Origin of the sequence: Bartonella sp. AP4SXKL (genome assembly GCF_042195845.1) — a bacterium.
GTDB lineage: Bacteria > Pseudomonadota > Alphaproteobacteria > Rhizobiales > Rhizobiaceae > Bartonella.
Genome location: NZ_JBHIPA010000001.1, coordinates 224,372 through 240,371, shown reverse-complemented (window position 1 = coordinate 240,371; position 16,000 = coordinate 224,372). Strand labels below are relative to the sequence as shown.

The following is a 16,000-nucleotide window of genomic DNA, read 5'->3' as shown; positions in this document are numbered from 1 at the left end:
AAGGAAAGAGAGAATCAATGAACGTAAGAACGTTTTTCACCATAGTTTTTGGAAGTGTTATTTTTTTTACACCCAATTTTGCTTTGTGTGCTGGTAAATTTAAAGCTGTTACGACATTCACTATCATTGCTGATATGGCACGCAATGTAGCAGGTGATGCCGCTGATGTTGAATCCATTACAAAACCAGGTGCGGAAATTCATGAATACCAACCCACCCCACGCGATCTTATGCGTGCTCAGGGAGCTAACCTTGTATTGTGGAATGGTTTAGAGTTAGAGCTTTGGTTTGAAAAGTTTTTTCAAAATATCAAGGATGTTCCAAGTGTTGTTGTTTCAAAAGGTATTGTACCCATTAAAATTGGTGAGGGCCCCTTTAGCGGTAAACCCAATCCTCATGCGTGGATGTCACCGACCTCTGCTTTGATTTACGTTGATAATATTCGCGATGCTTTTGTAAAATATGATCCTGAACATGCTGAAATTTATAAACAGAATGCTGAAATTTATAAACAGAAAATTCGTGCAACGATTGATCCAATTAGGGCTGAATTAGAAGCTGTACCGCAAGATAAACGTTGGCTTGTGACCAGTGAGGGGGCTTTTAGCTATTTGGCGCGTGATTTTGATCTAAAAGAACTTTATTTATGGCCCATCAATGCTGACCAACAAGGAACACCACAGCAGGTCAAGCATGTTATTGATATGGTTCGCAAATACAATATTCATGCAGTTTTTTCTGAAAGCACTATTTCCCCTGCGCCTGCTAAGCAGGTTGCCAGAGAAACAGGAGCTAAATACGGTGGTGTTCTTTATGTTGATTCTTTAAGTGAGAAAAATGGTGAGGTACCCACTTATATTGATTTATTACGTGTCACGAGTGGGCGTATTAGCAATGCTTTAGTAGAGGGAGTAAAAAACCAATGACGGAATGTGGAATTTTTGCCCAAGGAGTAACGGTAACATATCGTAATGGACATACAGCTTTACGCGAAGTGAATTTTGAAAGTCCAAAGGGTTCTATTACGGCATTGGTTGGTGTTAATGGATCCGGTAAGTCAACGTTATTTAAAGCGATTATGGGGTTTGTACGCCCCTCAAAGGGAAAAATTCGTATGTTTGATTTGCCCGTTAATATAGCTTTGAAAAAAAATCTTATTGCTTATGTTCCTCAAAGTGAAGATGTTGATTGGAATTTTCCTGTCTTGGTTGAAGATGTTGTATTGATGGGGCGGTACGGTCATATGAATTTCTTTCGCTATGCCCGTACACAAGATTATGAGGCCGTTCGTATTGCCTTAGAACGCGTTGATATGTTGGCTTTTGCCAAGCGCCAAATTGGAGAACTTTCTGGTGGACAGAAAAAGCGTGTTTTCCTAGCGCGCGCGCTTGCACAGAAAGCAAAAGCTATTTTATTAGATGAGCCGTTTACAGGGGTTGACGTTACAACAGAAGATAAAATCATTGCTTTGTTACAAGATCTCCGTAAAGAAGGAGCAGTGATCTTGGTTTCAACTCACAATTTGGGTTCTGTTCGCGAATTTTGTGATCATACAGTTTTAATAAAAGGTACTGTTTTAGCTTCTGGGTTAACAGAAAAAATCTTTACAAAGGAAAATCTGGAGAAAACTTTTGGAGGATCTTTGCATCACCATATTTTTGATCTTCAAACCACAAAAAAAAATGATGTTTTCATGGGAAGAAAGCAGTCTAGCGTTTGTGAAGATATTGAAAGAGTGGAGCACGTTGCATGATTTCTTGGTTGCTTGAGCCACTGAGCTATCAATATATGGTGAATGCAATGTGGGTTTCTGGGTTAGTTGGGTGTGTTTGTGCCTTTCTTTCAGCTTTTTTGATGTTAAAAGGTTGGTCATTGATTGGTGATGCACTTTCCCATTCGATTGTTCCTGGTGTAGCAGGAGCTTACCTTTTAGGGTTACCTTTTTCACTCGGCGCTTTTTTTTCTGGTGGTCTTGCAGCAGCAGCAATGCTCTTTTTTAACCACCGGACAAAGCTTAAAGAAGATACCATTATTGGGCTCATTTTTTCTTCCTTTTTTGCCTTTGGGTTGTTTCTCAAATCATTAAAACCAATGGCTGTTAATATTGATACGATTGTTTTGGGAAATATTTTAGCAGTGAGTTCAACAGATATTCTACAATTGGCTTTTATCGGCTTTGTTTCGTTGCTTATATTGCTTTTGAAATGGAAAGATCTTCTTGTGTCATTATTTGATGAAACGCATGCGCATGCCATTGGATTAAACGTAAAATTTTTAAAGATTCTCTTTTTCACATTGCTTGCCGCTTGTACTGTTGCTGCGATGCAAACCGTTGGAGCGTTCTTAGTCATTTGTCTTGTTGTGACACCTGGGGCAACGGCCTATCTTTTAAGTGATCGTTTCGTAAACATCTTGGTTATTGCAGTTGTAATTGGAACCTTCACAAGTGTCTTGGGTGTTTATGTGAGTTATTTTTTGAATGCACAAACGGGGGGGGTTGTAGTGCTTTTTCAAGCATCTTTATTTGTTTTGGCTTTTATTTTTGCTCCTAAACATGGGTTTATTGCTGCGCGCTTACGCATAAATGCGGCAAAAAAGGGTGTAATATTATCATGATTGATCAATTACTGCTTCCGTTTCAGTTTTCTTTTATGCTTAAGGGTATGCTTATTGTCATGATTCTTTCTATTCCCATGGCGATGCTTTCCTGTTTTCTTATTTTGAAAGGATGGGCGCTGTTAGGCGATGCCATTTCTCATGCAGTTTTTCCAGGTGTTGTTGTTGGTTATATGACAACACCATGGGTAATCGCATTTTTAACTTCTTTGCCATTTGCTTGGTTTCAGCATATGCGTCCAGAGAATATTACAATGACTTTGATTACTTGCGGTGCTTTTGTTGCAGGAATGGTGTGTGCACTATTAACGGGTTTTTTAGGGAGCAATAGCCGTATCAAACAGGACACGGTGATGGGTGTGGTCTTTTCTTCAATGTTTGGTTTGGGGCTTGTTTTAGCCACGTCTATTTATAGTAGCTTAGATTTGAATCATATTCTATTTGGTAATCTCTTGGGTGTTAACTGGCTTGATATAACGCAGACGGCAATCATTTCCGCTGTTGTCACTTTTATTTTAGCAGCAAAATGGCGCGACTTTATGCTGTATATTTTTGACACAGTTCAAGGACGTGCAATGGGGTTACCAATATCTCTACTCCACTATACCCTGCTAACGATGATTTCTCTTACAATTGTTGCGGCTTTGAAAGCTGTAGGGATCGTACTCGTTATTTCTTTACTGATAGCACCAGGAGCAATTGCCTATCTTGTCACAAAGCGGTTTTCTTTTATGTTAATGATCGCGATACTTGTTGCAGCTTTTTCTGGTTTTTTAGGGATTTATCTCAGCTTATTTATCGGCTCTGATTCTGCTTCCACAATTGTGTTGATCTTGACGTTGATTTTTATGGCTATTTTCATGATGATTTTCTTTCGTCGAAACACAGTTCAAGAGACTTGAAAGTGTTAAAATTCATGCATATCAGCCATGCATTTTTATATATTGTTTCTCATTTTTATTTTAATTAGAGTCCCGAGTGCTAGATTATTTTTCCTCCTAATATCTAGCAGGTGAATGCAGTAAATTTTCTCCCCCCCCCAACACTGCATTCTTAATTAAGAGGCTGCATTGATTTCTTCTGCAGCCTTTTTATTTTTTTGTTTTTCTAAAATCTCTCCTCTTTTCTTGAAATCATTTAAAATGATTATAATATTGTGTAAGCTATTCGGTATTTTCAAGGAACTTATAACAGCAAAGACACTTACGCATGAAGGGGTAGAGCGTAATTGTGCACTCAGACATGTAAACAGAAAAAAACAGATACAATGTTTTTGTATAGGGTTTTGCGTAGAGGAAAATAGTACGAGAAAATGAAAAAAGATTTGAAGATATCGCACCCTTTACGTATCTGCTATTATATAGCAGGGTGGGCGATGGTTATATTAGGTATTATCGGTGTCGTATTACCTATTATGCCAACTGTGCCTTTTTTATTGGTTGCCTCATGGTGTTTTACGCGTTCTTCTCCACGTTTTCATCAATGGTTGAATAATCATCGTATTTTTGGTCCCCCTATTAAGCGATGGGAAGAAAAAAAAGCAATCTCTCCATTCGTTAAAGTTTTTGCAATGATGAGTATGACAGGAGGATTTTTATCCTTTTTTGTAATGCTACACCCTCCTTTGTGGATTTCTTTACTTGTTGCGGTTATATTATTGCTGATTGCCATTTATATTGTAACACGTCCATCTTCCTAATGATAAAAAAGGCTTTATGGGATACTCTTTTTAGCTTCAACTTATTTGTAAAAACTATGAGAACTTTTAAGTTTTGAATATAAGCTCTCCATTTCCAAAATGCATATGAAATAGCAAGCTTTTTGAACGCAATTAATTAATAATATGTTTGTGAAATAATTTTTATGAACACTCAAAATGTTCTCACTTGGTAAACAATGATAAATCACATTCATGGAAGAGAGTCATTATTTTTGTAAAGCATGTTTGTATGAATCTCTACATATACATCATTAAAAAGTCATTGATATGATAGTCATTTCTTTCTAAAAGACATTTCGTTTGTTTTCATATCTCTTAATGAGGATATAATACAAAGCTTACTAAACACCATCATTTTTATACTTATACAGTTAAGAAGCCGGTCTATTATATCAATCTTTAATGTTACATCTGTTATTAACTTAAGAATAATTCATAAGAAACAACAGAGTTTTTCAAATGGTTTTATATATACACGCATTCTTATTATAATATGCGAATAAATAATTTCTCTGTCTTTGTATAAAGCTTATTCGAAATAAAAATATTATTGCATTCTCTGTTTTTAATAAAGTCATGCCCCTCACGTAAAACAAAAGGTCTCCCAAATCATGTTATTTACACATTTATTTTAATGAAACATCTCCCAACACTTTACTCATTTCATAATAGCAGACCATACATGGATAAAGTAAAATCTCATTGTAACGTGTATAAAATCTATTTGAGCACCATCATCCTTGCCTTTCAAAATGCACACCAATAGTCACCATGCTATTTGTCATCCTCCAATGTTGCCTTAGTAATTCCTAATGCTACAATTATAGCTTGTCATCTGGTTTTGTATATTTTGACACTAGATTTTGTACCAATTTATTTTTTCAAAGAGTTTAAAGATGTTCTCAAAGGGTTTTGAAAGCCTTTTCTCATTTTTACTTATGGAAACGCACTTTTTTCTGATTTTCGGTAATTTTTGCAATTTTAGGTGTCAAAATCTATTTTGATAAAACGCGCATTGAATGGTCAAAATTGTACATAAAAACAACAAATTACCACGTATTCCTACTTAATCCAACCTCTTCCCACTTAGTATAAAACCTACTGTCAAACTACAACAATAACCCTTAGAACTTGAAAACCTTCATACATGCAAGGAGATGAGTGTGCTTGATTTAACAGGGTTAAAATGAGAAAATCTCCTTGGCTAAACTTCCTTGGCCCGTTAAGTATTTTTTTAATGCGTCGTAAATATTTTTAAGTCTTATCTATCGCGCCTTATGTAAGTGAAGCGTATGCGTGGTAGGCCAAGTAGAATCTGCTCAAAAACAGCCGAACTGTTTACAGACCAGCAAAGGTTAAGAATCCTCGTCCTTAGGGTAGGACAAAAATCAATCTTATAAACAATATGATGGATCAATATACTTGTTTTAAAGAACCGGAAACTATGTCTTTATAGGTCTAGCAATTCGTTTTTTATTACCAAAAAAATTGAGATAACGTTGTACTTCTTTTGAATCACCGATCGTTTTTTCAGGATTATCTGAAAGTTTTACGGCTGGTCGACCATTGGCATAGGTCACCTTACAAACAAGGGAAAGAGCATCAAGAGTTTCGATTTCCTGAGGTGCACAGCCTGTAAAATCATTGGTAAGATCCGTGCCCCATCCAAAACTCATGCGCACTTTACCATGGAAATGATGATAGGTTTTTTCAATTGTATTGACATCAAGAGCATCAGAAAAAATTAAAAGTTTTTTGCGTGGATCTTTTCCTTTTTCTTTCCACCATTGAATAATACGTTCACCACCTTCAATAGGAGGCGCACTATCGGGTCTGAAACCCGTCCAATCAGCGACCCAATCTGGTGCATTGCGTAAAAATTCTTCTGTACCAAAGGTATCAGGTAATACAATGAGAAGATTTCCACCATAATAACGATTCCAATCTTGCAAGACTTGATACGGAGCTCTGCGTAATTCATCATCATTGTTGCTGAGAGCCGCAATAACCATAGGCAATTCGTGTGCATTGGTTCCAAGAGCTTCTAAATCCGTATCCATGGCAAGAAGAACATTAGAAGTTCCAGTAAAAGAATGACCAATGCCTTCTTTTAATGCTTCCACACACCAGCGCTGCCATAAAAAAGAATGGCGACGCCTTGTCCCAAAGTCAGATATTTTAATATCAGGCAATTTTTTGAGACGTTCAACTTTACTCCACATTTTTGCTTTAGCACGCGCATAAAGTACATCAAGAGCAAAACGATCTAGTTTTTTGAGAGCAGCACGTGAACGTAATTCACTAATAATAGCAAGAGCAGGAATTTCCCACATGGAACTATGGGCCCAGGGTCCATGAAAATGAAGGATATATTGGCCATCTTTGCGGGTGAGTTCATATTCTGGAAGTTGAAAATTCTCAAGCCACTGAAGAAAATCCGGTTCAAAAATTTGTTTGCGTCCATAAAATGTATTACCAGCAAGCCAAATCATTTCTTTTTTTGTAAAGCGCAAACTAAGAGCATGATCAAGTTGGGCACGCAATTCACTCTCATCAATATCGTCGGCAAGACGTATTGTTTTAGAGCGATTTATGAGGGAAAAAGTAACATTAACATTAGGATATAACCCCCAAATCATCTGCACCATTAGAAGCTTATAAAAATCCGTATCAAGAAGTGACCGAATAATGGGATCAAGTTTCCAAGTGTGATTGTAAACACGTCTAGCAATATCCGGATGATTCATAACCTTTTTCTTTCATTTTCATAAAATCTAAAATATTATGCACCAACACGGCTAATATAGGCGGTGCAATATAACAACTCTACAGTTTTGGACAAGAATAAAAAGTCTGCTCTCTTTTTTCATCTTTAATCTTTAAGATTTGACAATACGTATAATTTCATGCTGACCTGTTTTTTGTAACTTTATCCCTATATGAACTTCGGTATATTCTTTGCTATTAATATAGAGCATATTTTTAGGTCCCCATTTTACTTTAATGCAATAAACGGCATCATAAAACTTCATTGTTGCTTCATATTTTGGCCAAATAGAGGGTAAATGTGGCTGCAAAAACAATAGGTCTCCCTGACGCTGTATTCCAAGAATAGCTTGTGTTGCGGCGCGATAAAACCAACCGGCTGAACCTGTATACCAAGTCCAACCGCCTTGACCACATCGTGGTTCAACAGCATAAATATCTGCGACCATTACATAAGGTTCAACACGATAAATTTCAGGATCTTGTCCATGGGTAATTGGGTTTATCATAGAAAATAAAGCATAAGCTTTATCGTTTTGTTCCATTTCAGCCAACGCAAAAATACTCCAAATGGCACCATGCGTATATTGACCACCATTTTCTCGAATTCCTGGAGGATAACCTTTTATATAACCAGGCTCGAGCGTACTTTTATCAAAAGGCGGCCAAAAAAGGCGAATGAGTCCGCCTTTTTTATCATAGAGATGTTCCAACATTGATGTCATTGCTTGTTTTTGACGTTCAGGCGATGCCATTTGAGAAATGATAGCCCAAGATTGAGCAATGGTATCAATTTGACATTCATCATTGATTTTAGAGCCAAGAGGTGTTCCATCATCAAAATAACCACGTCGATACCAAGCACCATCCCAACCATTTTTCTCTAGGCATTTTGTTAAATGTTCAAGGTACGTACTCCATATTTGCATATGGCTATTGTCACCACGTTTTTTGGCTAAAGAGATAAATGCTTGTAATGTGTACCCAAGAAACCATCCTAACCAAATGCTTTCGCCTTTTCCTTCCACACCGACCAAATTCATGCCATCATTCCAATCCCCACCTAAAATAAGAGGGAGACCATGTGGTCCGCAGCGTTTAATGGCAAGGTCTAAAGCTAAAACACAATGTTCATAAACTGTTGCAACCTTTGGGGATTGGGTGGGTTGAAAATAAGCATCCTGTTGCCCACTTTTGAGAACATCACCTTCAATAAAAGGAATGAGCGTATCAAGAAAAGCGTCATCACCAGTGGTAGTGACATAAAGAGCTGTTGCATATGCAAGCCAAACGATATCATCAGAAATGTATGTACGAACACCAGCATTTGTGTCAGGCAACCACCAATGTTGCACATCACCTTCAAGAAATTGGTGCGCTGCTGCATTTAACAATTGTTCACGTGCTAATTGTGGTTCCAGCAATAACAAAGACAAGCTATCTTGTAACTGGTCACGAAAACCAAATGCACCACTCGCTTGGTAAAAGCCTGCGCGTGCCATGATGCGGCATGCGTAGATTTGATAAGGAAGCCAATGGTTGACCATAAGATTAAAAGAAGCATCAGGTGTTTTGACTTGGAAAGGAGAAACAAAATCACTCCATTGCTGTTTTTGTTTTGTGAGCTGAATTTCAAAATCACTTGCACGTACTTGATTGAGTAATTTTTCAGCTTCTTGCCTATTTTCAGCACTGCCAAGATAGAAGATGATTTCTTTTGTTTGCCCTGGTTGAAGATCAATATCATAGGCGAATGCTGAACAAGGATCACATCCTGCTTCAATGGTATTTGAAAGAGCAGCGGCTTTACGGATCGCATTTGGACGTGTTACGGTTCCCGTTGCACCAATAAATTCAGCGCGATTGGTCGTCGTGCTGGTTGGCATTTCGGATGCTGATAAAAATGTAACTTGTTGAGATTTCTCGATGTGATAGGGATTTTGAATAAAATGTGCACCCCATCTGGTCTCATAAGAGGAAACAATAAAGGGGGCATATTTTGTACGGACATTTCCCAAAACCCATTCAACATAATTATAAAGGCGTAAACTGCGTGGTTTTTTCCCTTCATTCGTAAGGATAAGACGTGAAAAGCGAATAGGTTTTTCGGGATCAAGTGTATGAGTCAGTTCTAATGCGATTTCTGAATGTGTTGATTTAAAAGTTGAGAATCCAAACCCATGACACGCCTCATAGACAATATTTTCGTCACATTCAACAGTAGAAACGGGTGAGAAACGTTTTAAAGACTGGCGATCAACCAGATAAAGAGCTTCTCCTGGTCGGTTAGACGTTGGATCATTCGCCCAAGGAGTTAGTTGATAATCGCGGCTATTGTTAGCCCAAGTAAAAATTGCACCTTCAGCAGAGACATGAAAACCAAATCTGTGATTAGCAATGACATTAATCCACGGATGCGGTGTAGTGGTACGTCCATGAAGACGTATTACATAATGATTGTGCTGATTAAAACCACCGTAACCATTCCAATACCTTAGATCTTCTCCATTTGGGAGAAAAGAGGATGGTTTTTGTTGGCTAATAAGACCAATGGAAGAAAAAAGATTTTGTTCAGTTTGTGTTGTAAATTGCTGTCCTTCGTTATATCTTGGCAAGTCTAATTGATCATAAGGTTCTTGATAATTTTTACGAACTGTGAGATTAAAATCATTCTCATCAAGTCGTTTAAGTTGTTCAGATAAAGAGCCATTTTGGGCATCAAGAACGATACGCGCTGATGCAAGAAGCGTTTTAAAACTCTGTTCACTCATTTGATCGCGTCGAAGCATGAAAATATGTTGGCGTTCATCTGCTTTTTGCGTGTGGTGATAATAAGATTCACAGACCCACTCAAGAGCGCGTTGTGTACTTTGTATATAAGAAAATGTTTGTTCATTAAGAATGACCAAATCAACAATGAGTCCACGCATACGCCAATATTCATGTGCTTTAAGGAGCTCGCGCAGTACAGTTATATTTCCCTCGTTATTTAATCTAAGAAGACAGAGTGGATTGTCTCCTGAGATAGACATGGGCCAAAGATTAGACTGTTTTCCTAGCGTTTTTGCTAATATTTCAGAAGGAAGACGCCACGTTCTTTCTGGATAAATAAGCGGTGTTGCATATTTTTGATAGACAATAGCTTCTTTAAGCTGGGTTCCGCTCTGATACAGTGCGACTTGTGAGCGCGTCCATGCCATTGAAAGTTCTTTTTGAAACATATCAGGTTGTCGATAATGTTTAATATGATTATTTAGCGCTTCTTTTGTATGAGCAGCAAAAGTCCAAAAAATAAGTTCTGCTTTTTCATGGGCTGAAATTTTTATACGGCATCGCAATGACATAACAGGGTCAAGAACACAACCTTGACTGTTACTGAAACGAGCATTTTGGTCAAATGCAGCGGGTCGATGAATGGATCGCCCCCGACCAATAAACAGAGAGCGATCTGTTTCAGCTTCTGTCTCTTGGAGAATATCTGTTGTACTAGAAACAAAATGGGTAACATAGATTTCAGGATCACTAGGCGAGCGTTTGCGCCTTTTGGCAAAAATTGTTTTACCTTCTTCAGTAATTTCTGTCTCTATAAACATACGGGAAAAAACAGGATGAACTTGGTCTGTATCCATCGTGGCAAGCGCTAATTCACCATAAGAAGTCACTTCAATGAGTCGGTCTTTATTTGTCGTATTCATCAGTTGAATACGTCTCCCTTCGCCACATCCTTCAGATGTAATAAGACATTCAAGTGTTGATTTAATACCATCAACCATTTTTGTATATTCAGCCTTTTCATCTGTAAAAATGCTGACAGCTTCTTCTTCAATAACACGTGTTGGCTCACCAGTAACAGACCACCACCGTCCACTATGCGTATCACGTAAGAAGAATAAAGTACCTTGTTGATCTTCTGTTGCATCAGGAATAAAGCGCGTAATCGCATAATCGTGCCAACGGCTGTAACCAGAACCGTTCGCTGTTAACATGGTAGAATAAAAGCCATTAGACAAAAGTAAAGTTGCTCGTGGTTTGAGTAACGGGTTTGTAATAATGCGCAAAGGGGCTGCGTCAAATGCTTGAGACTTATTGCGCATACGATTAACAGCTTTGGTATGAATAATAGGAATGAGATGAGGCGCTCTTTCTTGTAAGAGCAATTGTGTTGCTTCAATAACGGGATCACGGTGAAAACGATCACGCATTCGCCCTTGAAAAATAACATTGTTAAGAGCAAGGATAGACATGCCATGATGGTGCGCATAATAATTACGTATAATGGCGTATTTTTCCCCTGTTTTCACGCGTGTTGGAGTAAAATCAACAGAGTCATAATAACCATATGTTCCTAAAGCTCCAAGATCACGGAGTCGTTTTAAATTAGCGACAGCGCAAGCAGGAGCATATTGTGCCGCTAGAAGGCTGGCATAGGGAGCAATGACAGCATTGCGTGAAAGACCACGTTGGAGTCCGAGGTTTGGAATACCAAAATGAGCGTATTGGTAATTCATTAAATGATCGCGAGCATTAAATGCGGCTTCTGAAATACCCCATGGCAATTCCCGTTTATGGGCATATTGTATTTGACAACGAATAATCAATCGATTTGTTTGATCTAGGAGAGATCCTAAAGGTTCATGCATTACGAGAGATGGCATAAGATATTCGAACATTGATCCAGACCATGATAGGAGTGCACCTTTCCCACCTATGGGTACGAGAAGTCGACCAAGACGAAACCAATGTTTAAGTTTTATATCTCCTTTTGCGATGGCAAAAAAGCTTGCAAGACGTGCTTCTGAAGCAAGCAGGTCATAACAATTTTCATCGAGTTTGTTTTCTTGAACACGATATCCAATGGATAAGAGATGCCGTTTAGGCTGTTCTAAAAAGTCAAATTTCATATCAAAGGCTATTTGCCTTGCCATTATAGCCAGCCTGTTTAGTTTTTTACGTAATTTTTCAGTATCACAATGAGCAGTCGCATCATTATGATGAGCGTTACAGGTGTCGATAAGGCATTTAGCCCAAGAAAGCGCACGAGCAGATTCTATCGTTTGAATTTTGTGGTCAAGTTCACCGACTAAGTGCACAATATCATGGGCTGCAAGTGAAAGATCTATGATGTGAGAAGGAATCGTATTTTCTTGTTCTATAAAAGTGAAGATAGAATCATGAAAACGAGTGATGTTTTCTTCGATTTTTTGGCGTAAAGAGCGTAAACTGGGTTGATGATCTGGAATTTCTCTGACAGTTTCTTCAAGAATAGCAAGAACATCCGATAAGCCTTCTCGATCACTTTGAAAAAAAACATGAGGTTTTTCAGCCCATTCACTTAAGGCAGAAGAGAGTGTTACCAAATGACCGGCAAGATTTCCTGAATCAACGGTTGATACATAAGTAGGCAAAAGAGGCCTGAGTGTATCCGTTTCATACCAATTATAGAGATGACCGCGGAACTTTTCCATTTTTGCAAGAGAGCGTAATGTACATTCAATACGGGTAATGGTCTCTTCAAAACCAATCCAACCAAAATCACGTGCAGCAATAATAGAAAGGAGATAAACCCCAATATTCGTAGGCGATGTACGTTGAGCAACAAGAGGTTCAGGATCTTCTTGAAAATTATCGGGAGGCAAATAGTTGTTTTGTGCATTGACAAAGGTTGCATAATAAAGCCATGTCCGCCGTGCAATAGAACGGAGTTTTTTTTCATCTTTTGAAGAAAGATAAAGGCTATCTTGAAAGGTTGAAGGTTGACTCACAATCCAAGCAATGAAGGGTGAAAAAAACCATGCTATCCCAAAAGGCAAAGCAACCAAGCTTGCAAAACTATCAGAAAAAAGAGGGAGTGCTATAGTAAGAATACCAATAAGCGATGCTGGTGCCATTGTAAAAACATAGAAACGCAAACTATTGGGTATTGATTTTGTTGCGGCAGAAGTTTTCCATTCAAGAAGATGCTGTTTTGAAATCGTCATACGATAGAGTGTACGAATAATCGCATCGGTCATAAAATACGCCGAATAAGCAAGGAACGTCGTTTTAAGAAATATATCAGCGCTTGTAAGAGCAATTTTGTTCCAAATTAATTGAAAATGTCCACGCAAAGAATGATCTATATTGGATGAGACAAGCGTTTTTAATACACATAGAATGGGTGAAATGAAGGAGCTAAACAACAAGAATAGTTGCCAGACGATTGCACTCTTTAAAGACAAAAAAGCCCATCCTGCAAATGCTGCGATTAACCACATAAGTGGAGTGAGAGAACGACGTAAATTATCCTGCATTTTCCAACGCGTCACGGAACTTATTTGACGGTGGGGAAAAAGATAAGGCAAAAGCTGCCAATCACCGCGGACCCAACGATGATAACGCATAACATCAATATTGTAAGCGGTTGGATAGTCTTCAATGACTTCTATGCTACTTACCAGAGCAGTACGAGCATAACCTCCCTCTAAGAGATCATGGCTAAGAATAGTATTTTCTTTAATTTTGCCATCAAGCGCTTGTTCAAATGCATCAATATTATAAAGACCTTTACCGATAAAGGTGCCTTCTCCTAAAAGATCTTGATAAGTATCAGAAACAGCAAAAACATAAGGATCAATGCCACGGTTTATAGAAAAAACCCGTTGGAGAATTGATGTTTTTTTTCCTGTTGTAAGAGAAGGAATAATGCGTGGTTGTAAAATGCTATAGCCCTTTACAACCTTTCCACTTTGTGGATCAAAAACGGGATAATTGAGTGGATGGTTAAGCTTTCCAACAAGTTTCGCGACGCTCTCTGGAGTAAGACGTGTATCACAATCCAGCGTCATAACAAAACGGCAATCCATGGGAAGATGTGGATTGGGAGGATAAAAGCTTGTATTTTTATCGCCTCTTAAGAGCCGATTAAGTTCATGAAGTTTTCCTCGCTTTCGTTCCCATCCCATCCAACATTTTTCGCTTGTATTATAAAGGCGTCGGCGATGTAAAAGGAAGAAAAGCGGAAGTTCATCACGATGATAACGACTATTGAGTTTATCAATACTCTTTTGCGCATAGTGCAATAAATCAAGATCATCTTGCGTTTCTCTCAATGGAGCATCCACCCAATCTGTAATGAGTGCAAAATGAATGGCACCTTTAGGATTGGAAAGATAGTGCACTTCAAGATTGCGCACTTGTTCATCAATGTCAGCGCGTGATGTCATCAAAGTAGGTACAACAACCATTGTCCGTGCATGTTTTGGAATACCTTCTTTATATTCATAACCAATGAGTTGTTTTGATGGGACAAACCACGAAACAACAGTGTTAAATAAAGCAAAAGCAGCATCGATAGCAGGAAAAAGCGCCAATCCAGTAAAGCAAAAAGACATCCATTGTGTCATGCCAGATAGCTGTAAAAGGGCGTAAATTACCAGCAAAAGAGCAAGCGTCAGAAAAGAGACAGGAACGGCGATGACTCTCAATTTTGAGCAACAGGAAGCGCGTGTCCATTTTATGAGAAAGGGCGGAATATACCCACAAGCCTTTTCAAATATGCCACGACCATCATCAACAAGGTACCACCCCACACAAGAATGATGAGGCATATCTTTAGAAGTGGAATTTGCCATTTCTACAACTTTATGTGCAACTTCCAGTTCACTAAGAGGCGAAAAGCGAGAAACTTTTTCAATGACTTGTCGATAAATATTGCGTGAGTGAGCATCAATTTCAGAAAAATCACTATTTTTACGCAAAATAGAATCGACACAACTCACTGTTTCAAACCATGCTGTCCAATCAACATCATCTATAGCTTTAAGAGAACAGATAATATTTCCCATGGTCACACCATCTGCTGCTTGTCGGGTATGTTCATCAGCTGTTGCAATCTCTAAGCTACTGCCTTGGCTTTTCAATTGCTTTTCAAGCCAAGTTAATGCTACGGTTGAATCGACAGATGCACTGCGCAGGCGATAGAATAAATGTGCTGAAAAAGTTGGATCAACAGTAAATGGTTTATACTGCGTAAAAAGAGAGTGTAGATTTGTTTTATTTTCTACAAGAGAAATTTTATCAGCTACTTGACTAGCAAGATGGCGCATATGTCGCGCTTTTTCGATACGTACTGAAAGACGACGGACATTTTCAATGAGCAGCATTTGCATAACTGAAGGAAGAGCCCACAATTCACCAATTGTGAGCGCACAAATTTCTTGAAATCCGTTGGTCATAGCAGTGAGTGTTTCTTGTGAAAAGCTGCTATCGGTATGCGCAATATAAAGCCAAGTTAAAGCAAAAATTCGTGGTATTCCGGCTTTGTGTGTAGAAAGAGGAAGTTGCTTTATGAAGGACTTGGGTAGATTACGACGTAGCTTTTGTATGGTTTTATCAATGGTGTAATGATTATCAATGAGCCATTGAGCAGATGGTGCGATGGTTTCATCATTTCGGGCAGCAAAATCACTGGTATGAAAGGCATGAAGAATAAGTTTAGCATTTTCATTCAATCTCTTGCGAAAATCTCCTACTCCTTCATATTCAGGGAGTAAAATTTCTTTACCAGAAGCTATATCATGCCCTAAGTTATAAAGATCTTCCTGTACCTTATAAATTGCACGAAGAGGAAAATCCGTATTAATAAAATGATCTTTTTTCTCTTTTTGAGAAAAAAAGCACTTTATGAAAGGTATTATGCACGTCATAGTGTCCCATTGTTATTCAATTACATTGTTTTTTATTTAAATTTTAAGCATTTTATCTGAATAGTGAACCGTTGTTAGACAAAAAACAAACTTTTTGTTTTTATTTGCAAGCATTTATAATTTTTGTTTCAATAATTTAAAAATAAGCAGACAATTTTTTTATAAAATAAAAAGGTCACTCCTAATGAGTGACCTTAATAATAAAACCAACTTT

The 16,000-nt window shown here is 38.1% G+C and carries 7 protein-coding genes; 5 read left to right on the top strand and 2 right to left on the bottom strand.

The annotated features are described in order from the left end of the window. Positions 1-17 precede the first annotated feature (17 nt). The 5 genes from ACFIMI_RS00895 to ACFIMI_RS00875 all read left to right on the top strand — a co-directional run bounded on the left by ACFIMI_RS00895 (position 18) and on the right by ACFIMI_RS00875 (position 4,315). Positions 18-926 carry a metal ABC transporter substrate-binding protein gene (locus ACFIMI_RS00895; protein WP_375611408.1) on the top strand — a complete coding sequence of 303 codons (909 nt, stop codon included), beginning with the start codon at positions 18-20 and terminating at the stop codon, positions 924-926. Next, the gene (locus ACFIMI_RS00890) at positions 923-1,753 is read left to right on the top strand and encodes a manganese/iron ABC transporter ATP-binding protein (protein WP_375692175.1); all 831 of its coding nucleotides are present in this window, start codon (positions 923-925) and stop codon (positions 1,751-1,753) included. The genes ACFIMI_RS00895 and ACFIMI_RS00890 overlap by 4 nt, the downstream gene beginning before the upstream one ends. Then, positions 1,750-2,616, top strand: a complete 867-nt coding sequence (locus tag ACFIMI_RS00885; protein ID WP_375611406.1) for a metal ABC transporter permease — start codon at positions 1,750-1,752, stop codon at positions 2,614-2,616. Before ACFIMI_RS00890 ends, ACFIMI_RS00885 begins: the two co-directional genes overlap by 4 nt. Further along, complete coding sequence (locus ACFIMI_RS00880; protein ID WP_273790250.1) at positions 2,613-3,518, top strand: metal ABC transporter permease; 906 nt, start codon at positions 2,613-2,615, stop codon at positions 3,516-3,518. Before ACFIMI_RS00885 ends, ACFIMI_RS00880 begins: the two co-directional genes overlap by 4 nt. Positions 3,519-3,928: 410 nt before the next feature. Then, positions 3,929-4,315, top strand: a complete 387-nt coding sequence (locus ACFIMI_RS00875) for a YbaN family protein (protein ID WP_375611405.1) — start codon at positions 3,929-3,931, stop codon at positions 4,313-4,315. Positions 4,316-5,778: 1,463 nt separating this feature from the next. Here the strand turns inward: ACFIMI_RS00875 and pncB are convergent. Beyond that, positions 5,779-7,083 (bottom strand): nicotinate phosphoribosyltransferase, encoded by a 1,305-nt coding sequence (gene pncB / locus ACFIMI_RS00870; RefSeq protein ID WP_375611404.1) that lies wholly within the window; start codon positions 7,081-7,083, stop codon positions 5,779-5,781. A 132-nt stretch (positions 7,084-7,215) separates the two neighbouring features. Continuing rightward, the gene (locus tag ACFIMI_RS00865) at positions 7,216-15,786 is read right to left on the bottom strand and encodes a GH36-type glycosyl hydrolase domain-containing protein (protein WP_375692174.1); all 8,571 of its coding nucleotides are present in this window, start codon (positions 15,784-15,786) and stop codon (positions 7,216-7,218) included. Between the last annotated feature and the right edge of the window lie 214 nt (positions 15,787-16,000).

What these genes read in the sequence shown, in the direction of transcription:
- ACFIMI_RS00885 (WP_375611406.1), top strand. Translation starts at nt 1,750, where the DNA reads ATGATTTCTTGGTTGCTTGAGCCACTGAGCTATCAATATATGGTGAAT.
- ACFIMI_RS00880 (WP_273790250.1), top strand. Translation starts at nt 2,613, where the DNA reads ATGATTGATCAATTACTGCTTCCGTTTCAGTTTTCTTTTATGCTTAAG.
- ACFIMI_RS00875 (WP_375611405.1), top strand. Translation starts at nt 3,929, where the DNA reads ATGAAAAAAGATTTGAAGATATCGCACCCTTTACGTATCTGCTATTAT.
- ACFIMI_RS00865 (WP_375692174.1), bottom strand. Translation starts at nt 15,786, where the DNA reads ATGACGTGCATAATACCTTTCATAAAGTGCTTTTTTTCTCAAAAAGAG.
- pncB (WP_375611404.1), bottom strand. Translation starts at nt 7,083, where the DNA reads ATGAATCATCCGGATATTGCTAGACGTGTTTACAATCACACTTGGAAA.
- ACFIMI_RS00895 (WP_375611408.1), top strand. Translation starts at nt 18, where the DNA reads ATGAACGTAAGAACGTTTTTCACCATAGTTTTTGGAAGTGTTATTTTT.
- ACFIMI_RS00890 (WP_375692175.1), top strand. Translation starts at nt 923, where the DNA reads ATGACGGAATGTGGAATTTTTGCCCAAGGAGTAACGGTAACATATCGT.